21 protein-coding genes and 1 pseudogene are annotated in these 19531 nt (G+C 61.7%); 5 read left to right on the top strand and 17 right to left on the bottom strand.

All coding sequences use genetic code 11. The annotated features are described in order from the left end of the window. Nucleotides 1–53: 53 nt before the first annotated feature. The 4 genes from V5B59_RS01145 to V5B59_RS01130 form a co-directional block, all read right to left on the bottom strand. A complete protein-coding gene (locus tag V5B59_RS01145; protein ID WP_169070427.1) occupies nt 54–557 on the bottom strand; it encodes a CIA30 family protein in 504 nt (167 codons plus the stop codon). Between the two features lie 65 nt (nt 558–622). Further along, nucleotides 623–1009, bottom strand: a complete 387-nt coding sequence (locus tag V5B59_RS01140) for a thiol-disulfide oxidoreductase DCC family protein (protein ID WP_169070428.1) — start codon at nt 1007–1009, stop codon at nt 623–625. Nucleotides 1010–1100: 91 nt separating this feature from the next. Further along, nucleotides 1101–1337, bottom strand: coding sequence for a hypothetical protein (locus V5B59_RS01135; RefSeq protein ID WP_169070429.1), 237 nt, complete (start codon nt 1335–1337; stop codon nt 1101–1103). A gap of 176 nt (nt 1338–1513) precedes the next feature. After that, nucleotides 1514–1987 carry a DUF4864 domain-containing protein gene (locus tag V5B59_RS01130; RefSeq protein WP_332351435.1) on the bottom strand — a complete coding sequence of 158 codons (474 nt, stop codon included), beginning with the start codon at nt 1985–1987 and terminating at the stop codon, nt 1514–1516. A 245-nt stretch (nt 1988–2232) separates the two neighbouring features. Between V5B59_RS01130 and V5B59_RS01125 the strand changes: the two genes are divergently transcribed. From V5B59_RS01125 to V5B59_RS01105, 5 genes and pseudogenes are all read left to right on the top strand, one after another. After that, nucleotides 2233–2511 carry a TIGR02450 family Trp-rich protein gene (locus V5B59_RS01125; RefSeq protein ID WP_169070431.1) on the top strand — a complete coding sequence of 93 codons (279 nt, stop codon included), beginning with the start codon at nt 2233–2235 and terminating at the stop codon, nt 2509–2511. A 30-nt stretch (nt 2512–2541) separates the two neighbouring features. After that, nucleotides 2542–3246: an NAD(P)/FAD-dependent oxidoreductase gene (locus V5B59_RS01120; RefSeq protein ID WP_308240109.1), complete on the top strand. Its 705-nt coding sequence runs from the start codon at nt 2542–2544 to the stop codon at nt 3244–3246. A gap of 208 nt (nt 3247–3454) precedes the next feature. After that, a complete protein-coding gene (locus V5B59_RS01115) occupies nt 3455–5233 on the top strand; it encodes an ABC transporter ATP-binding protein (RefSeq protein ID WP_169070432.1) in 1779 nt (592 codons plus the stop codon). A gap of 201 nt (nt 5234–5434) precedes the next feature. Beyond that, a complete protein-coding gene (locus V5B59_RS01110) occupies nt 5435–6487 on the top strand; it encodes an alpha/beta hydrolase family protein (RefSeq protein WP_169070433.1) in 1053 nt (350 codons plus the stop codon). Nucleotides 6488–6588: 101 nt separating this feature from the next. After that, a pseudogene (locus V5B59_RS01105) lies at nt 6589–6828 on the top strand (MFS transporter); the annotation flags it as partial. A gap of 298 nt (nt 6829–7126) precedes the next feature. Here V5B59_RS01105 and V5B59_RS01100 read toward each other — a convergent pair. The 13 genes from V5B59_RS01100 to V5B59_RS01040 all read right to left on the bottom strand — a co-directional run bounded on the left by V5B59_RS01100 (nt 7127) and on the right by V5B59_RS01040 (nt 19507). Beyond that, nucleotides 7127–7897, bottom strand: a complete 771-nt coding sequence (locus tag V5B59_RS01100) for a transposase family protein (RefSeq protein WP_248594839.1) — start codon at nt 7895–7897, stop codon at nt 7127–7129. Between the two features lie 229 nt (nt 7898–8126). Next, the gene (locus V5B59_RS01095; RefSeq protein WP_332351428.1) at nt 8127–8816 is read right to left on the bottom strand and encodes a DUF4338 domain-containing protein; all 690 of its coding nucleotides are present in this window, start codon (nt 8814–8816) and stop codon (nt 8127–8129) included. A gap of 317 nt (nt 8817–9133) precedes the next feature. Further along, entirely contained in the window at nt 9134–9409 is a 276-nt protein-coding gene (locus V5B59_RS01090) for a DUF1640 domain-containing protein (protein ID WP_332351426.1), read from the bottom strand. A 377-nt stretch (nt 9410–9786) separates the two neighbouring features. Then, the gene (locus V5B59_RS01085) at nt 9787–11001 is read right to left on the bottom strand and encodes an ISAzo13 family transposase (protein ID WP_332351424.1); all 1215 of its coding nucleotides are present in this window, start codon (nt 10999–11001) and stop codon (nt 9787–9789) included. A gap of 156 nt (nt 11002–11157) precedes the next feature. Then, complete coding sequence (locus V5B59_RS01080) at nt 11158–11802, bottom strand: hypothetical protein (protein ID WP_138679301.1); 645 nt, start codon at nt 11800–11802, stop codon at nt 11158–11160. Between the two features lie 116 nt (nt 11803–11918). Further along, a complete protein-coding gene (locus V5B59_RS01075; RefSeq protein ID WP_212761155.1) occupies nt 11919–12599 on the bottom strand; it encodes a hypothetical protein in 681 nt (226 codons plus the stop codon). 33 nt (nt 12600–12632) lie between these two features. Then, nucleotides 12633–13937 carry an IS701 family transposase gene (locus tag V5B59_RS01070; protein WP_332351419.1) on the bottom strand — a complete coding sequence of 435 codons (1305 nt, stop codon included), beginning with the start codon at nt 13935–13937 and terminating at the stop codon, nt 12633–12635. Nucleotides 13938–14040: 103 nt separating this feature from the next. Further along, nucleotides 14041–14163, bottom strand: coding sequence for a hypothetical protein (locus tag V5B59_RS01065; RefSeq protein ID WP_332351417.1), 123 nt, complete (start codon nt 14161–14163; stop codon nt 14041–14043). Continuing rightward, a complete protein-coding gene (locus V5B59_RS01060) occupies nt 14150–14530 on the bottom strand; it encodes a hypothetical protein (RefSeq protein WP_332351415.1) in 381 nt (126 codons plus the stop codon). The genes V5B59_RS01065 and V5B59_RS01060 overlap by 14 nt, the downstream gene beginning before the upstream one ends. Beyond that, nucleotides 14527–17118 carry a DNA-primase RepB domain-containing protein gene (locus V5B59_RS01055; protein ID WP_332351413.1) on the bottom strand — a complete coding sequence of 864 codons (2592 nt, stop codon included), beginning with the start codon at nt 17116–17118 and terminating at the stop codon, nt 14527–14529. The genes V5B59_RS01060 and V5B59_RS01055 overlap by 4 nt, the downstream gene beginning before the upstream one ends. A gap of 12 nt (nt 17119–17130) precedes the next feature. Then, nucleotides 17131–17373: a helix-turn-helix transcriptional regulator gene (locus V5B59_RS01050; RefSeq protein WP_332351411.1), complete on the bottom strand. Its 243-nt coding sequence runs from the start codon at nt 17371–17373 to the stop codon at nt 17131–17133. Between the two features lie 98 nt (nt 17374–17471). Further along, nucleotides 17472–18278 carry a hypothetical protein gene (locus V5B59_RS01045; RefSeq protein WP_332351409.1) on the bottom strand — a complete coding sequence of 269 codons (807 nt, stop codon included), beginning with the start codon at nt 18276–18278 and terminating at the stop codon, nt 17472–17474. Nucleotides 18279–18292: 14 nt separating this feature from the next. After that, the gene (locus V5B59_RS01040; protein ID WP_332351407.1) at nt 18293–19507 is read right to left on the bottom strand and encodes a hypothetical protein; all 1215 of its coding nucleotides are present in this window, start codon (nt 19505–19507) and stop codon (nt 18293–18295) included. Nucleotides 19508–19531 lie beyond the last annotated feature (24 nt).

Raw genomic sequence — 19531 nt, 5'->3', positions numbered from 1 at the left:
CAGGACGGCCAACAGAACGATCCTGGCGACAAGTCCCGGCAATTCGAGCAGAATCAGGCGCTTTCTGTCGCAATCGATCGCACGGCCAATCCAAATGGCCCCGCCTGTCGGTCGGCGATCATCAAGCCGATCTGTCGTACACAAGACGTATCGAGCGGTGCGGCATCCGGTACCGGTCGCCCTCTCCAACTCGGCAAGAAGTCGGCGCTGGCGAGACGGCAGGTCGCCCACTGACCAGTTGGAGGGATGAACCCCACCTGGTAAACGACGCCGTCAAAGCCTTCGTCTGTGCGCAGATTCAGCTTGTAACGCTTGCCGTCGCCGCAAACTTCCAGGAGATAAGCAATGACTTCTTTCTTGCCAAAATCACCGGGCTGGCAGCGTACCGAGGCGAACCCGCCGTTGTTCTCGAATGACACATGCCCGCAAAACAGGGCATGCCCCGCTGGGTCGTTGCGTAATTGACTGTGGGATACCCCACCCATCACCCGATCGTTGATCGGGTTCCACAAAGCCACCGACCTTGGGTCGGAAAAATCGAACAGCACTGAAGTCATTCAAATCGGGATCGGCAAAATCAAGAAGACGTCAGACTCTGCAGGCGCTGAACAGGCCTGTCTGCCTAACGGAAAATCCACTGCGCCAAACGCAACAAGGGCGGTCCCGCCAAAGCCGAGACTCGGGCCCGGTGTCGGGCAAAGAGGGCGTAGGCTGGCTCGAGTAACCAGCGCAGGCAGGGGCGCGAAAACAGCCAGGCCAGCAACGGCAGATCGGCGCGGCGATAAGCTTCGGCAAACACCGGCACGCCGATCAGGGTACCTCCATCATCGAGGATGGCGTGGATGTTGTCCATCGCTTGCGCGCACACCACGGTGCAAGGCAACTCGGCATTCGGCTTACTGAGGTCGACAAAGCGCAGCAACTGGCGTCGGTTGCGCGCTGCCAGCAGGTGGATTTCCGCAGCACAGAGCGGGCAGGCGCCATCGAAATAGAGGGTCATCGCTTGCATGACGGAACATCGCCATCACTCAGAGGGTAGGCATCGGCGACATAAGCCGGCCCCTTCATCACCCTGACGATGAAGCAGCCCAGGGCCACCGTCAGCACCAGCGACCAGTGCAGCGCGAGACACCGAACATCGCGTAGTCCCACAACAGCAGTGCGCTTTCGTTGCTACCTGACAGGGACACGAACGGCGCCAGCGCCCGATTCACGCCCGCGGACAGCAGCGGTAGCAGCGTACCCCACAGCAGGATGGCCGGCAGGCGCCGCCAGATGCGCTGCTCCGAACCCGGCGCCGATCTCTGGAAACCGGGAAGCTTGTTGAACAGGTTCATGGTGACCTCGCGATGGTTGGGGTGGTTCGATTCAAGCTCGATCAGACCAACCGGCCCTGGCCCTCCGGCGCGGCACGGCCACGGCCAGGACGGCGTGGTCGCGTACCCGCAGATCGCGCTTGAACCAGAGCAGCGCCGCCGCGCCTGTCATGTCGATGGACCGTTGCGCCACGGCATCAGGTCAAGGACTTCGCATTGCCGGCCACAACCACGCAGCCGTTGATGCGCCAAACATTGCCCGCCTGCCGCTCGAGCAGGTAAGTGGCCTTCCAGAGCCGACCCTTGCGGTCACGCAGTTGCACTGCTTGGCGCACCGTCACGTTGGCCGCTTCGGTCCCGTGATCCTTTTGCGCCAGGAAGAAAAGAGCGGCGGTCGGTCGCACCACCATTGGGTAGCTGCCCTGCACCATGGCCATGAAGCGGCTCGCGTCGCCGAACCTGGCCCGGATGGACGGCGAGGCATAGGAGAAGGCACGCTTGGCGTCGCCCGCGGCGAACGCGCCGAGCCGTGACTCGACCACTTGGCGGACGGCGCGAACATCCGCCTCACCCAGGCGGGCCGCACCGGCAACCAACGGCATCAGCAGTCCGAGGACTGCGAGACCACCGAGCTCGCGTCGTACCCAACCCACCCGTTGGTTGGAACTCATCGGGTTGCAGATCGTGCGTGGCTTCTGGCGGGTGGACGCGCCGCCACCCTCGCAGCGGACGGGCCAGGACTTTCAGCCCGCGCCAGAGGCGCACGGCACATCTTCGGGCCGTCCCATTGCTGACCGCACCAGCAACGGCCTTTGGGGTGTCAGCTTTTGTAGTGGACACATATCGGATTGTTTACCACCGAAACGCGAAGATGATAGAATACAAATTAGATTTTGTCCAGGACAAATAAGCCGCCATGAAGCCCGAGACAATCCTGGTGACGGCCGGAGCCGCTGCGCAGCGACGCCCGGCCGCTCCTGGTCCCAACCCAGGGAAGCTGCTGCTGAGCAAGTGGACGGCGCGGGTCCCCCGCAACCGGGAAAAGCACTTCATCGTCACCCGGGTCATGCACCCCGAGCCGACCGCCATCCGGAACGAGCTCGTCGAAATCGAGGCCGTGATTTCGCGGCGCAGCTTCACCCTGCCTTGGCGGGACTTGACCGACTGCCGCCGCTGGCTGCAGGGCTGGCGCTGAGCGATGTCGGCTGTGACAAAGCAAGCAAACATGATTTCGCCGCCCCGCGCTGCCGTGGTTGGCGCCGGCATCGCCGGCCTCTCCTGCGCCACGCTCCTGCAGTCGGCGGGCTTCGAAGTGGGCGTCTTCGACAAGAGCCGCGGCCCGTCCGGGCGCATGAGCACCCGACGCGGCGACGACTGGCAGTGCGACCACGGCGCCCAGTACTTCACCGCCCGGGATCCTGGCTTTCGCGCCGAAGTTGCCCGCTGGCAACACGCCGGCGTCGCCGTATCCTGGCACCCCAGGCTGCACGTCCTCGGTGACCCGTCGGCGCATGTCCCCGACCCCGCATTGGAACGTTTCGTCGGCCTGCCGCGCATGTCGGCACCATGCCGCTTCCTCGCCGACGAGCTGGATCTCGAGGTTAACACGAGCATCCGGCAACTGCAGCGCCGCCCGGATGGCTGGCATCTGCTCTCGGCCGAACGCGGCTGGCTGGAGCGCAGCTTTGACGCCGCGCTGCTCGCGCTGCCCGCCCCCCAGGCCGCGCCCCTTCTGCGCGAAGCGGCTCCCGGTCTGGCGGCGCTCGCCGGCAATGTCGTCATGCACGGCGCCTGGGCGTTGATGCTGCGCTTCGCCGCGCCGCTCGAGTTGCCTTTCGATGCCGCTTTCGTGAATGCCGGGCCGCTACGCTGGATTGCCCGAGACAACAGCAAGCCGGCGGCCGGATCGGCCTGTGTGGCGACTGGCTGAATGGCGGGAAGGTCGAAGGCGCTTGGCTGAGTGGCAGGCAACTGGGAGAACGAGTGGCGGTGCATTTCCGCGACCACGGTGCCGCAGCGGTCGGCCGCCAAGCGCGCGACTGACGCGGCCATAATCCAGATATCATTCACGGCAAAGCCGCAGATGCCCTGCAAAGATCAGGCTCTTTGCGTTCTAGTGCCTTTTCGGTCCACACATCATGCCCGAGCAATACACCTGGCACTCAATCCTCGGCATCGTCCGCAAGCACAAGAAGGATCTGATTAGTGCGCACATCGTCGCCATCTTGGCGGCAGTGGCGAGCGTGCCGATTCCCCTGCTGATGCCGCTGCTGGTGGACGAAGTGCTGCTGCAACAGCCCGGTCGCCTGGTGTTCTGGCTGAATAGCCAGTTCCCCACCGCCTGGCAGGGGCCGGTGCTGTATATCAGCGCGGTGCTGGCTCTGACGCTGGCACTGCGGCTGACGGCGCTGATCCTGGGCGTATGGCAGGGCCGCAGCTTCACCCTGATCGCCAAGGACGTGGTCTTCCGCATGCGCGAGCAGATGTTGCTTCGTTTGAGCCGCATCGCCATGTCCGAGTACGAAACGCTGGGCAGCGGCGCTGTCGCTTCCCATTTCGTCAAGGACCTCGACGCGATTGACACGTTGATCGGCGCTTCCGTGTCCAAATTCCTGGTAGCGCTGCTGTCCATCGTCGGAACCGCCATCGTCCTGCTGTGGATGCACTGGCAGCTGGCTCTGTTCATCCTGCTGCTCAACCCGGCGGTCATCTACTTCACCACGGTGCTGGGCAAGCGTGTCAAGGATCTGAAGAAGCGCGAAAACAGCGCTTTCGAGCTGTTCCAGCAGGCGCTGACCGAAACCCTGGATGCAATCCAGCAAATCCGTGCCATCAACCGCGAGCGCCACTACATTGCCAAGGTGATCGACCGGGCGCGCGGCATTCGCGCTGATGCTGCCGCTTTCTCCTGGCAGAGCGATGCGGCCGGGCGGCTGTCCTTCATGGTGTTTCTGTTCGGCTTCGACGTATTCCGCGCCATCAGCATGCTGATGGTGGTGTACTCCAATCTCAGCATCGGCCAGATGATGGCGGTCTTCGGCTACCTCTGGTTCATGATGGGCCCGGTGCAGGAAATCCTCGGCATCCAGTACGCCTTCTATGCCGCCAAGGCGGCTTTGAGCCGCATAAACTGCCTGCTCGAATTGAAGGATGAGCCGCATTACCCTCACCGGAAGAACCCTTTCGCCGGCCAGCATACGGTCGGCGTCGAGGTGGAAGACGTCCGCTTCAGCTACGGCGATACCCCCGTGTTGAACGGTGTCAGCCTGCGAATCCGGCCGGGAGAAAAAGTTGCGCTGGTGGGTGCTTCCGGCGGCGGCAAGTCGACCCTGGTCCAGGTGCTGCTCGGCCTGTATCCACCGGACTCCGGCACGGTTAGTTTCGACGGCGTGCCGATGACCGAGATCGGAATGGACGTGGTGCGCAGCCATGTTGCCACCGTACTGCAACATCCCGCGCTGTTCAACGAAACGGTGCGCATGAACCTGACCCTGGGCCGCGAAATCACCGATGAACAGCTTTGGCAGGCCCTGCACGTGGCGCAACTGGCCGATACCGTACGCGAGCTGCCGAAAGGCCTCGACACCATCGTCGGCCGCCAGGGCGTGCGCCTGTCCGGGGGCCAGCGCCAGCGCCTCGCGATCGCTCGGGTAGTGCTGTCCACCCCCCAGGTAGTGATCCTCGACGAAGCCACGTCGGCGCTCGACGCCGAAACCGAGGCGAGACTGCATGAGGCGCTACGCGGGTTCCTGAAGAACCGCACCACCCTGATCATCGCCCATCGGCTGAGCGCGGTTAAACAAGCCGACCGGGCCTACGTGTTCGATGGCGGCCAGATCATCGAGGAAGGCATGCACGATGAGCTGATCAAGGGCGACGGGCTTTACAGCCGGCTCTATGGTCAACTTCAGCACTGATCGGTCTTGCTCCAGGTTTGGCACTGTCGGAAACATCTTCGGCAGGTGAATCGCCTACGGATCGCCTGCGGACATTCGTCCGCACCGGCCCGGCTTCGCCGCAACCTACGCGTTTAAGTTCCTTTGAAACCTGAACTTGCTCGGCGCTGGATGATCAGACGGGAGTTGGAAAAAATTAATCCTCCGCGGAGACGATCTTTGATGAAGCACATCCATTGGACCGCCGTGCTGGTGCTGGCGGCATGTGCGAATCTGCTCGTCGCCTGCGCGGGGGCGCCGGATGGGCGCGAGGGCGGATTTGTCGAGTCTTGGTCGGTACGCAACCAGGCGGCGCTGGTCGAGGCCGATCTGGTTCCAAAGCCGGCCGACTATGAAATCCGCTATTTCCAGTGGTTCGACCGCGACCGGCAGCGCGAGGTGCTCGCCAAACTCTACCTGCCGCCCGCGGCGGTGCGGTACGGGCCGCTGCCGATGGTGGCTTTCTCGCACGGCATGGGCGGTTCGCGCGAGGGCTATTCCTATCTCGGCGCCAACTGGGCGGCGCGTGGCTATGCGAGCCTGCACGTGCAGCACGCCGGCAGCGATAGTCGCCTGTGGAGTGGAAACCCTTTGGATATGGTGTCCCGGCTGCAATCGGCGGCAAGCGAGGCCGAGGCGGTCAACCGCGTGCGCGACCTTCGCTTCGCGCTTGACGAGGTGCTCGCCGATCTGCAGCTTGCCGGCGCGATCGATGCTGGGCGGATTCTCGCTGCCGGTCATTCCTACGGAGCCAACACGGCCTTGCTGGCCGCCGGGGCGGTGTTTGCGCGCCCGCAAGGGATGCAAAGTTACCGCGACAGCCGAATCGTCGGTGCCGTCATCATCAGTGCGCCTCCCTTCCACGGCGAGCCTGACCCGGAGTCCGTCGTGCAGCCGGTCGGCATCCCGACGCTGCACATTACGGCGAAGGGCGACGAAATCCGGATTCCCGGCTATCGCTCCGGCTACGAGGACCGGCTGCGTGTTTTCGCGGCGACCGGCAGTGCGCGCAAGGCGCTCGTGGCATTTCGCGACGGTTCGCACAGCATGTTCACCGACCGCCTCGGCACGGGCGGGCGCGACCTGAATCCCTTGGTCAAGGCGGCGACGGTTGATCTGACGCTGGCCTTCTTTGAGGAGGTACTGGGCGGCACCAGCGGGGTGCTCGCTAAGCGTTCGGCGCGCTACGATGATCTGCTCGTTCGCTTCGAGTCCGAACCTCGCGCCGCTCCTTGAGCGCACCTGAAGGGGCACCGATCCCGACTCTCTCATCCGAACGCGAGCGCTGTTTCCTGCTCACGCTGGCCGCCGTTCAGTTCAGCCACATCGTCGATTTCATGGTGACGATGCCGCTCGACCCCTTCCTGATGCAGGGGCTGGGTATCGACACGCGGCAGTTCGGCCTGCTGGTCGCCTCCTACAGTTTCTGTGCCTCCGGCGTGCCGGCGGCCGGCTTCGTCGACCGCTTCGAACGCAAGCGGCTGATGCTCGTCCTGTTTGCGCTGTTTGTGTTGGCGACGCTGGCCTGCGGGCTGGCGACCAGCTACGCCACGCTGCTCGTGGCGCGCGGGCTGGCCGGGGCGTTCGGCGGTATTCTCGGCTCGATGGTGCAATCGCTGGCCATGGGCGCCGCGAGTTCGCTCGCCGGCTTCGTGATCGCGCAGGATACCGATGGGCGCTTCACCGGCTACCATCTGGTCGGCTATATCGGAGTAGCGGCGGGTCTGCTCAGCATGGCGCTGGCAGGGCGGGTAAGGATGCGGAATGCAAGGCAGGGGAATGCCGAGCGTATCCGTAGTCCTCAAAGTCGAGCCGCGCCAGTTGCGGTGACGCCATTTTGTGTCAGTCCTCCCGCCGGGGATCGAGCGCAAAGGATCAGGACGGGGTCGGCGTGGCTGGACTCCCGGGGGGCTGCCATGCAACGCTGGTGCTTGCCGGAGCTTCTCTCCGCGCCGGACCGCCACGGGATGGGCGCTCGGCGAACCAGCGGTCGACCACCAGGGTGTGGAGCGGAAAGGCCAGTGGCTCGGGCCGGGCTAGTACCCGGCGTTCGCTGACCTCGGCACTGGCAGCGAATGGCGGCAGTTCGCTGGCGCGGCGCGGCAGGGCGGTGCCGAAGATCAGCAGCGTACCGTCCGGCGCGCTCAGCACATCGAAGAGCCGCAGTTCGTTGCAGGTGAAGTGTTGTTGGCGTCGTCCCCAGCAGCGCTGCAAGGCTTGCGGCTTCAGGACGTGGAGCGCGCGAAACTCCTGCCAGACCGTGGACAAATCCTGGTTCTTGAGCACGATCATGAACTGCCAGTGGTAGCCACGGCAGCGCTGCATCACCGGCCCGTTGGCGTAGAGTCCGTCGAGCAGGAGCCGGATCGGCTTGACCAGATCGATGTGGGCCTGTTCGAGGTGCTCCAGGTCGATGTCGCGCAGCAGCCGAAACAGGGTCTCGGCGTGTGGCAGGGTATCGATCTCCGGGAATAGCAGTTGGAGGTTGGCCATGAACTGCGGACGGGATAGTTCGCGGTGGGTCTCGCGCCGGGAGGAGAACGGAAAGACGAACATCAGCAAGCCGTAAAGCAGCAGCGAGGTCAGCTTGTGCCGGCGCTTCCTGGGGTCTCTCGGGTCGGGAATTGGTTCCCGTCGGGCGAGCAAGGTGGGCAGCTCTTTGCGCAGGGACGCATCTGTTTGCTCACGGCGTCCTCGCGGGCCTCCTGTTCCTCGTCGACGGTCGCCAAGGCCGAGCCTCGGTTGGGCAAAGAAGCGGCGGAGTGGGGAACTTGTCCCGTCGCGCGCAGTTTCGCGTTCAGTGCTTTCTCCTGCCGCCTCTTCTCTGAGCGCAGCTCCTGGATGGCGGCGCGTGCCGGGCGACGGCAGGGTTTGCTCATGACCTTGTGCTCCCCGGCACGGCGCACAGTCGGTCGCAATAATCCGAGGTCAGCGGTTTGACCCACACCTGGCGGGGTGTGCTGTGATACGACTGGCCGGGGCGGGCCAGCCCGCGCCCGCTGGTCTCCCCAAGCCACTGCCAGCCGGCGGCACGGTAGCAGGTGCCGGCATGGTGACGCGGATCGACGAAGGTCTCCAGCAACCAAGGCTCGAAGCCCCAGTGATCGAGCCAGTCCGCGCGTGTGCGGCGCGCGAGTTGCCCGAGCACATGGCTGGCCAGATGCGGTACGCGGACGTGCGGAAAGATCAGGAAGCGGCTGTTGTTCACCACCCGCGCCACGTTCTCGCGGCGGGCCGGCGCCGTCCAGCCGATCCAGCGGTCGCGCACGGCCACCGCCCGGGCAGCGCCCGACAGCAGGACGCAGCCCAGCCGCCGGTCGCCCGCCGTGATGAAGTAGCGCAGCCGGTAACCGAACGCCCCCTGGAAACCCAGCGGGTGCCAGCGCGCCACCAGCGCATCCCACTGCGCCACCCCGGTCGTCTCGCGTACGATCTCCAGGCGCACCGGGCCGAGCGCCAGCAACGGACCGTCAATCGGTGCTTCGTCAATCGCCTCCACCGCTGGCGCGAGGGCGGCAGTACCAGCAACCCGGCCGTCTGCAAGCGCTCCAGGAACTCTTGGCAAGCGTGGATCTTCGGTGTTCCCGATAGGGTGAACCAAGCCAGATGTTCGCACAGCGTTGCCGCCAACTCCTGCCGCGGCAATCCCGGCAGCCATGCCACTGTCGCACACAGATCAGCAATCTCCGCGGCGCTGAACTCGCGACCACAGTGCACCCAACTCCTCGTACTCATGACCTCCATCACGGATCCTCCGGCTCAAGCTCAGACCTGTTGTCCTACACTTATCCTGCCAGAAACCCGCGTGCCTGTTTAGCCCCCCTTTGCAAAAGTTATTTTTACCTCTCGCCGCCAAGCCTTGCTACGGCTGGGCTTTGCTGGTCATGCGTCAGGGCTGCAGAAAAACTGCTTGGCGAAGTTGGCCAAGGCGATCGCGATCAGGATGCCCAGCATCCAGGTAAGCTTGTCGAACTTGGCATCCACCAAGGCAAATCGGTTCTCCATTCGCAATTCCAGTCGCTCGATGTTGTGCTTGGTCGCCAACTCGGTATGCGACTTGACGATGGTGCGCACCACGGCATCGGCTTGCTCGGCGGGCATGCCGGCAGCCCGTAGTTCCTGGACAAGCTCTTGGGTGTCGAAAGTGATCGTGCTCATGGTTTGAAATGTGCGCCGTGGGTGGTTGTTCCTCTGCGCTGTGGATAAGTCGTGAATCACTCGCCGATTTACACGCGTACCGCTGAATCACTTGCCGTGCCTTGTCTGATGGTGCCAGGAAGGGAATCGAACAACAATACTATCAATTTGTTTATAAAAAAATTACCAGCACATGCATCTCACAATACCCCCAATTCTACCCCCACGGGATTGATGTTGCCCTATGTCCGCCCGAATTCTAACCGGAAAGAGCCCATCAGTCAGGCGTGCGTCGGCCGTCGCCAGGGCTCATGTTGGCAAGCACTTTCCATCTTTACTCTGTTGATTGGTGACCGTAGATTCCGCTAAGTATCTGTCCAGAAATAAGTTGTACAAGTTCAAACCGATGGCCGGATGGTGTAGTTCCATTCACCATGAAACTCGGAGCGTTCTATGTGAACTTTATCGAGTTCATCATCAGTCACGTGTATGCCTTTCGCGTAGGTGTTGGTATCCATCTCCGCCTCAATTTTTAGGCCTGCTTGTGTGGTGGTGGCAGCAATCAAATTGACGATGACCTCATGGCTGACCAGAGGCTTTCCTCGCCAATTCATACTGATGTAGCTGAACATCCGATGTTCGATCTTATTCCATTTGCTAGTTCCCGGTGGAAAATGGCAGATCGAGATGCATAGGCCGGTTTGGTCGGCCAGACGCTGTAAAGCGACCTTCCATAACCGTACTCTCGCCCCATTGCTGCCACCACCATCCGCAGTCACCAACAGTTCGGTAGCCCCGGGATAACGAATTCGTCCCATCTTTTCCCACCACCGTCGTAACGTTTCCACCGCAAACTCGGCGGTGTCATGATCGACCCCAACGCTAACCCAACCGGTGTTTGCCGTTGGATCATAGACGCCATAGGGATTCACTTTGCCTAGGGTCTTGTCGATAAAGTCATGAACGCGAACCGGTTCGGGGTTTCCTTTGGGGCGCCACTCTCGGCCTCCATTTTTGAAGTCCCCGACGAGTTCCTTTTTCTTGGTATCGACTGAAACCACAGGCTGTCCCCGTCGTTGGAAATCCTCGACTCGACCGTGAATGTAACGGAATTGAGCATCCCGGTCCGGATGGACGGTGCCTTCCTTGGTCTTTTGATTTCCCTGAAGGCTATAGCCCAACTTATCCAGCAAAACCGCTACGGTCTGACGACCAATCCGGTGGCCTTGTTGTTCAAGGGCCGCCGCCAGTTGACGGGTACTCAGACAGGTCCACCGTAAAGGATTCTCAGGGTCTCCCCGGGTGGTCGGTTCCACCAATCTTTCCAGCGCCGAGAGCAATGTCGGCTCGTGCTCGATCAGCTTCTTGCGTCCACCCCCTGCTTTTCGGACGTGTCTACGAGAACCCGCCGGGTCGTCCTGGGCATGACCGCATTTTTCCGAATACAGCGTCATTCGCGATAGCCCCGTGGCTTTAGCGACGATGCTTTGTCCGCCGTAACCGAGCGCCTCGGCTTCCGCCAACGCCCACACACGACGCCCCCGCTCATCCAAAACCGTGGACACGCGCTCGAACTTCTTACGGATCGTTTCAACTAGCTCGTCATTACTCATGACGAGATCGTCGCCTACTCGTATAAGTTGTACAAGTTATTTCTGGACAGATACTAACCAAACGTCTACTTCTTTTGCAAGCCTTCCCAGTTAGGTAAGGTCCCTCAAGGCATCGTGCCCGTCCTTGGTACCCTGCCGCCATTTTGCGAAACAGATTCAGCCCTTCCCCTCCGCATCATTGCGCCCACCACACTTCCTCCTTTTCATCGACTCCAGCCATTTCGTCACACCCGCCAGCGATGCCTCGGCACACACATCGTGTGCCGCAGTCAGCCGCTCGAATGTGCGCCAGTGCATCCCCTTCGGCTTCCCGCCGTCGGGATTGGCAATGCCCGCCGGCCAACCCAAACGCCGCCTGAGCTTCTCTGCCTGCCGCCGCGCACGATCGTCCTCTGCTTCCCGCTGGCTTGCATAGACGAGATGGTAGCATTGGCGGCAGGCAAACAGATTGCCAGGTCCGTAGAGTACCGCGACGCGCCTACCGCAGGACGGACAGACCCACCAGCGCCTCGCTCCCCCGTAGGTGCAGGGCGTGTGATCGAATCGAACCGGCTGCTCGACATCCTGCCAATTTTCATCATTACCGCTGCGGTGTCGGTAGAGGAGAACAACGCCATCGGCTGCCACCCTGCCCTGAATATTGGCCACGGCACGACCATTCACCGTCCACTGCCACCAGAAACACTGCCCAGACATCAGGACACCGGCCTGCTGTAGCCGACGAATGTCGAGCGGCCTCGAATCTTCGGTGGTGCACTTCGCGCCGAAGTGCCAGTGTCTCCCGCTGCCGATGCCGCCCATTTCTACTCCCGGATTCTGCCGAAATCATCAAGAAATTTTGCCACCCGATTCCTGCCTGAACTTGCTGAAAGCCTTGCCACGCATGGCTTTGCGCTACGTTCCACGACGCTTCCGTTTCAGCCGGTACGGAGTTGTCTTAGCTTCAGGAGCATGGCCAGCGTTCGCTCAAATTTGCGATCCAGATGCGTTTCATAGCGGTTCAGCTTCTCTAACAGGTGCGCTCGCAGCCCTTCGCCTAGGATTTGCGCCTTGATGGCTGGGGTAAATTGGGCTTCCTTCATCATGCGATAGCAGATCGGTTCCAGTGAATCACGAATGAACTTGGCCAGCCCTTCAGCAGTGGCCGGGTACTCCTCATCGGCGACATGTTGATCCCACCAGTCACGGGAATCTGGAATCAGCGCACGCCGAGCTTTCTCGTAGGCATTCGCACCCCCCTTGCGTAAAATCGCCGCCGCCTTCCGCCCCGCAGCAAGATCAATTTCGGCGCTCTTCAGGCTATCGGCATTGTCTTCCGGGGTGGTATCGAACAGGTCGCGCAGGTCGGTGTTCTCGCCTGACAGACCACGTTCAAACGGAGCCGCCGCCGATATCACTGGCTTCGGGCTGTTCAACACGCTTTTCAGCCCCTCATTGATATTCGCCCCTTCGGCTATCAACACCCGCCGCTTCCGCCAGATAATCGCCGCCAGTTCTTCGACCAGATGCCGCTCGGTTATCCCCGCCGGCTGGTGCTCATCGATCAGCGCCGCTAGTAGGTCGGCGAACTCCGTATGGTCTTCGTGGGCCAGTACCACCAGCTTTGAGAGAATGCCGTGCTTAATTCTACATTAACAGATTCTAATGGCATTTTTGGGTGCTGGCGGCTGCCTTCGGTAGGCGCTGTCGCGGGCGCTTTGTCGCCGTGCATGACGCTCGGCGATGATTCGCACGAGGTCTTCGCGACCGTGAATCTTCACCGGGAGCTGCGCCACGAGCATGTCGACGACATCGGCACAGGACAGTAACTCGGCGTAGGGTGAGTGTTGCCGCCGCTCCTTGACGAGAAAGAGTAGTGCAACGCAGACGAGCGCCATGTGGTTGTACCAAGCCCGCCACTTGCGTACCTGGTAGTCGGCCATCCCACAGCAACCTTTCGCATTCTCGAAGGCGCGCTCGATGAAGTGGCGCTGTGCCTGCATGCGTGCCAGCTCGCGAAGTGGCGTGTCGGGCGCCGCGTTGGAGAGCATGAACTTCACCTCCTTGCCATCGCGGCGTGCCAGGAGATGCCATTGGCGGGCCTGTGCGCTGTTCGGATGACTGATCCACACGCGGGTATGGGCAAACATCGCGCGCACTTCACCCTTCTCCCCGTCGCGCAGGATCACCGGGTGCCACTCCTTTCGTTTCAGGCGCGCGGCCCATTCGCGGGCTTCCCAGGCCGGTACCCACGCCTTTCCCGGATCGGTAAAGTAAAACTGCTGGTCGCTGTGCACCTCGGTGGCGAATACCTCACCTGCATCGTCCCAATCAAACAGCAGCCAAGTCGCGTGGCCATAGAGGCCGTCGGCACCGATGAAGCCAAAGCGCACCCCGGCGGCTCGTGCCCGCTTGACCATCTCGGCAGCCATCTGCGGCTTAGTCCGAAAGACCCGTGCCGATTCCGGAATCCCCGCTTCCTGGCAACGCTTGGCGTCTTCAACCCAACGCTCTGGAAGGAACAATTCGAAGTCGATGATCGCCGCCTGCGACCCTCGTGCCAAGGCGGCATACACTCCAACCTGCGAGTTCTCGACCTTACCCAGGCGACCGTTGTACTGCCTGGCCACGCCCGCTGAATGGTCGCCCTTCTTTTGGACCCCAGACTCATCGAGCAACAGTCCCGTCTCTGGCCCACCGATCCACTCGTCCGCTTGTCGCGCCGTCTCCCGACGCACATTCTCAAAGTCCCATGCAGCATCGCTCAACATGTGGTGGAGGCTGTAATACTCGGTCTCCGCCACCGTCTCGCTCATCTGTTCCAGGTTCGCACGAGGGCTTTGAAAAAGGCCCCGCAAGTACTGTTCAGCTTGCTCGGCCGTGCTTCGCGTTTTACTGCGGAAACACTCCCGGAACGACTGAAAATGGCTGGTCAGATTCTCGCAGCAGCTGGCCACCGCACGCCCGATCCCAAATAAATAAATTTGGCGATTTCATCGTCATACTCCTTATGTGGTAGAGCATTAGATATGTAGCTCAATAGCCTGTATTTCAACCATTTTAGAAATGTGGCAAAGTAGAATTAATGGCGTTGTAACGCACCGCTTCGTAACTGGCCACCGACGTTTCTTTTTCGGTCACCACGCAGGTCAAACCTAGCAAGTCGTGTTCAAGCGTTTGCATGCTCATCTCCTGTGTGTTTTTCAATCAACTCAAGCAACACGAAGGCGTCGTAGTGAGCCTGCGTAATGTTCATCTCGAAGGTGGCGACGTTACGGATACCGATGGAGACGATGACCGGGTCGGTGCTTGCATTCACCACCTCGATGGCGTAACGGGCGCCGAGGTTATCGCGCAACATCGCCAACACCTTGGCGCGGCGGCACTGAAGCTGCAATTCGGCAATGATCGCGGCCTTGCTTTGCCGTATTACGGGAAGCCAGCGGTCAATGGCCGACTGGTCACCCTTTGCCGAGATGCTGCCCGAGGGCGAGAGCGCGAGCAGCACGCTTTCCTCGGTTGCAAGTTCGATGATCTCGGTGGGGCTCATATCTCCACCTCGACTTCTGATTTCGCTGGCGTGACAGATTTCTCAACCGGCGTGGTGAAAGGCGGTAAAGGTGTTAAAGGAGGTGATTTCACCGCCCTGACACGCCATGCGGTGCGCCCATCGGCCTCCGCTTGCTGAAACTCAAACCCGCCGACAATCCGGTTCGCATGCTTTTTCAACAGCCAGCCCAACTTCGAGCGATTGATCTCGCCGCGTTCTTCCACCGGAAATTCGCGTATCGCATCAAGCAGATTGGGCTGGTTGGACAGTGCCGACTCAACGGCTTTACGCACCGTCGTCGCGCTCGATCCAAATACGGCACGCCATTCGGTTATCAAACCGCTGAGTGCCTCGCCATCAGGATCGTGGCGCACCTGGTTCAGCAGCGCCGTGGCCGGGTCAGGCTGCCCCAGCCACATCAACGGATATCGGCAATAGTCCGACCACGCTCCTCCGTAGGTGACGATGCTGTCCGCCGCCGCGCGAGGCTTCCCGGCCTTGCGCCATGCTTGAATGATGGTCAGCACCGCCGCGACATATACCCCCCGATGCTGACGCACCCTATCGACCGGAAAGCCCTTGTAGGTCATCGTTGCTGGTGTTGCACAACGCGGATCGATGTGGATCGTCAGCACGCGCCGCAACAGGTCGCGAATAGGCCCAACGTTATTGCCCGAACCCAGAAACAAGGTGCGCGTGCTCACCGTCGCCGTCTTGCTCACGCCCAGAATCCGGTCGGTGATCTGCTCCGCCGTCAGCATCCGCTTGATGGTGCCGTGGGGTATCCAGTCGGTGTCCATGTCATCGAACTCAATCACTGCAGGGCTCGTCAGTAACAAAGACAGAATTACCTTGGTTGCTTCCTCCGAGGTGGTCGGATAACTCACTTTGGCATTGCCGCCCGGCCCGGCGAAGGCACCGATCAGTTCGCAAAGATAGGTTTTGCCGCTGCCAAATACCGGCGCTCGAACATGAAACCCTGGCGCGTGTGGCAGCGATGGACGCACCACGGCGGTGAAGATCGCCGACAGTGCAGCCGCTTTATCGTAGGCCGCGACGAAGTGGAACTCGGTGAGCAGTTCTTCCAGCGAGGCTAGCGCCGCACGTGCCGCGTCCGGTGTCGGGTCAGGGATACCAAACTGCTTCGCATCGAACACGCCGAAGCGCTGCGCGGTCTTGTCGTAACCGGCCTGTGCTATCAGTTCGCCATCCGACTCGCGATAATAAGGTTGCCGCACGACGCCGGACAAGGGTAGTAGACGCCGAAAGTTCTGCAGGTCGTAAAGAATCGCCGCGTGCCGCGCTGGCGGATCGCAGTTCACCCAGCCTTCCGCTCGCCCGTCGTATTTCTCCCAGGTCGCCGCGACAGACAGTTCCCGCGTCAGAGCCAGTGCGCTGGTTGGAACAATCGACGGATCACCAGTGGTCGGATCGGTCGAGACCGACACAATCAAACCACCCGCCTGAAAGTGCCGCCCCCGGTTTGCCAATTCTTTCTCCGCTGCATCCACCACCCGGTGCAAGTCCCCAGCCACCACGCGGATCGTCGGCTTGTGCCGTGCCTCGGCATTGTGCACACCAAGGAATTCGAGCAACTGCCGGATGTGGAACTTCTCGCGATGCGAGTGCTGGCAACAGAACCCACCTAACGGGTAAAGCTCGTCTGGCTCGAAATATGCGGCACCGGTATCCAGTTCATCGCTATGCTCCTGAACCCACGGACAAGTGATGTCGTGTTTTCCGGAGCCCAGTGGCGTCTTGTACAACCCACGCGCCTTGAGTGCCGCGACCACAGGGTTCTCCGCCGCTCTGGGTGTCAGTACATCGTCGGCGTCATTGCCGATGCTGCGCGAGATATTGTCTACCTGGGCAACGCGTGCCGAGGGTCTGGCAGTTTTCTTCGGTCGTCCGGCCGGAGCAAGTTCCAATTGCAGGCGCTCCACAATCTCTTGTGGCGTATAGCGGGCGTCCGGTCGCCATTCGAGCAGGCGACATTGAAAGGGTGCACCGGCTTCGCCAACATATTTGGGTTTGCCATTGATCGCCACCGGCAGCCGCGCCCAGCGACTCAATGGCCCCGTCGCGCCCGCATCGCACAGCCCCGAGTCGATCATCGCGTTGAGCAGTCGCACGGCAGCCGCGCCATCGGTCAGCGGTTCGGCGAGGATGATCCCACCCTGATGATTGCCAGGGCTGGTCTCGATCAGCCAGGACAATTCAAAACCGACCAGCCGCTCCAGCGGTACCTTGGAGCCCAAGTCATCGAGCATCAAGAAATGGCAGGCGGCAAACTGCATCTTGCGCGCTTTGAATGAACCATCGTCGCCAGGGTAAAAGCTCGCACAAGCAACGTAGTTGTTGTTTGCGGCAGAAAGATGGCTGGCCACCTGATCGGCACGACTGGCTGACCATCCGCCCAGACCGGGGTCGCCGCTCTTTGAGCACGCCGCCGCGAACGCGCCTTCCGGCAGAAGAGGAAACACCGCCGCCAAAAAATCGGCATTGCTTACCTGAAAATCACCGCCTTCGCCGCCTTTGCCGGCTTCAAGTGGTTCGATTACGGAATTTGTCAGCACATTGGGAGTCATGGCCGCCGCTCCTCAAGAGATCGCTTTGCGTGCGGCTTCGAGCTTGGTGACCAGCGCGCGAATCTCGACTTCACTCTTGCCGGCGATGCGCGCCGCATTGAGTGCGGCGACTTCCGCAGCCGGCCAGCCCACTGCACGGTGGCCGATCGGCACAGGTGGCGTGAACAGGCCTTGTTGAATGTCCAGATAGTGCGCACTGCGCGAGCGGCCACGCTCACGGAGAACAGCGGGAAGGCGCAGGATGGTGTGCGTCATGTTGATACCCCTTGGGGCGTTGTTGAACATGACGCGTAGTGGGCGCGGGCAAGGGTACTATCCCGCAAGCTATCCCGCAGATGCGGTGCAAGACCTTGTCAGCGCTGGCTTTTCTTCTCCCTTGGGGAAGCGAGTTGCAGTTGGCCGAGCAGGCTGACCGAATCCTTGGCGTCCGCCAGTTGTTTTTGTGGTTTCGTTTTCAGTATCTGCTTGATCCGCGTGGTGGTAAGCCCTTCCTCTTGGGCCAGAACCTCGTTGAAATTGTGCACACCTGATGCGATCAGTTCCTTGCGCCGCGCGCCCAAGCGCTCCCGCCGTTTCTCGGCCGATTCCTTGGCGCCCGCCCCGGCCACCGCGTTGTCCACGCAACGCACCAGCGCCCGCCGCTCGACGGTCATCCCCTTGTCGGTCCAAACCAGCACGTCGGGCAGCGACAGCACGTGCCCAGCAAGGTGCAGGGACAGCGCGCTTTCGACGTGCAGCACGACATGCGCCGACGCCTGGGTGCCCTTGAGCACACCCAAGTCCAACCGCCTGGGGTCATCGTCACTCAAGGAGCGCCGCAAACCGACAAGCTTCGCTACGCCGTCAGCCAACAGCCGGGGTGAGCACTGCCACTGCTCCAGTTGAACCCGTGGCACCGGCACGTGGGCGGTGTCCTCGCGCCTGTCGCACACCACGAAAAAACGTAGCGTCCCTGCCGCCGTCGTCGCCATCTCCACGGGCATCGCACATTCTTCCTCGCAGCCAGGGCAAACAACCGAAGCAGCGGGCGTCGAGAGCACCAAGAGCCCCATCTCCTTCATCCGGGCGAGCGTGCTTACCGGCCACACAGCCAGTTCCTGCGCCGAGAAATACGCGGCGCCACCGCCAGCCGCTGCCACCCGATCCAGCAGCGTCGCCAAGACGTCGCCAGGATTCATGGCTTGGTCTGACCTTCGCCATCGACCAGCACTTCCGGTTCCCGCGGCTCGATGCCGGAGGCCCAGAGCATCGCGCGCAGTTTCAAGCCGACTTCGTCGTGCTTGAGCGAGCAGGAATTCGGGAACGAAACCGTGAAGTTAACCTGCTTGCTGGCAGAGTGCGTGTTCGGCTTGATTCTGGCGGCAATCCCGACCTGCGTCACCAGATAGCTGTGACCAGGGAACACGGGTGCGAGCGTCTCCAGCAGATCGTAGACCGCGTCCGGCCTGTGCTTCGTGTCGGCCTCGACGATGAGCTTGGCATTCCTCGGCGAGTGCAGACTCAGGCGCAAACGGCTGACGGCAACCGATTCGATGCCGCTCTCCGGTGCCCACGAAAAGGCGAATTCCCTCCGCCGAAGCACGCCGAGGTCATACACGCGCGTGTCGGCAGGGTCAGCCGGCAGGTCCTCGCACTTGAGGATGTGCTCCGCGAAGATTCCTTGCAATGGCTCCACCGCCTTCCGGTTGCCGGGCACGTACAGATCGAGTGTCCCCTCGCTCCGCCGATAGACGAACACCACCTCGAACGCCGGATGATGCGGACGCACCGAGAAATCGTCGCCCTCCCACTCGACCGATTGCTGCGCGTAGTCCTCGGGAAAGGCAAAGAAGTAGTCGCGGTCGCCGCGCCGATAGGGCTCGACTCGGCAATGCCGGCCTCGCCCCTCGCTCACGCGGTAGTAGCATCGAATGGCGGCCTCCAGTGACCGCAGGCTCGCCGGATCGGCGGCGGCGGCCACTCGCGGCAGGTTCTTGCGTTTCCGCCAGTAGCTCAGCGTATCGGCATGGTGAAAGCGTGTCGCTCCACGCCAGAGGTTCGCATGATCGAGAAATACCGTCATCGCCCGTTCGTGGTGGCCAGGCAACGCCATCAACCCGTCCCGAAAATTGGCCAGCTTGTCGTCGTCGAGGTGGAATTCCGCCTCGTCGAGAATGGCCTGCGTGCCGACAGGACAAGCCATGTCGCATATCTCGCGCAGATCGGATTCCAGGCGCACGCGCGCGGCTTCGGGTAGCTCCATCCACGCGTCGAACAGCGCGTCGATCCTGGTCTCCTTGATCGCAGTGAGATCGAAATCGGTCAACACGCCGTGCGTCGCGAAGTAGCGCGCGAGCAGGGCGTTCGGCATTTGCCGGAAGAAGTCCTTGGTTGAGTAATGGCGGGCCATCGGGTGTCTCGTGTCCTCTACGGC

Source organism: Candidatus Accumulibacter contiguus (genome assembly GCF_036625285.1).
Taxonomy (GTDB): Bacteria; Pseudomonadota; Gammaproteobacteria; order Burkholderiales; family Rhodocyclaceae; genus Accumulibacter; species Accumulibacter contiguus.
Note: the sequence above shows the minus strand (reverse complement) of the source record. Positions and strands in the feature narration are given on the sequence as shown.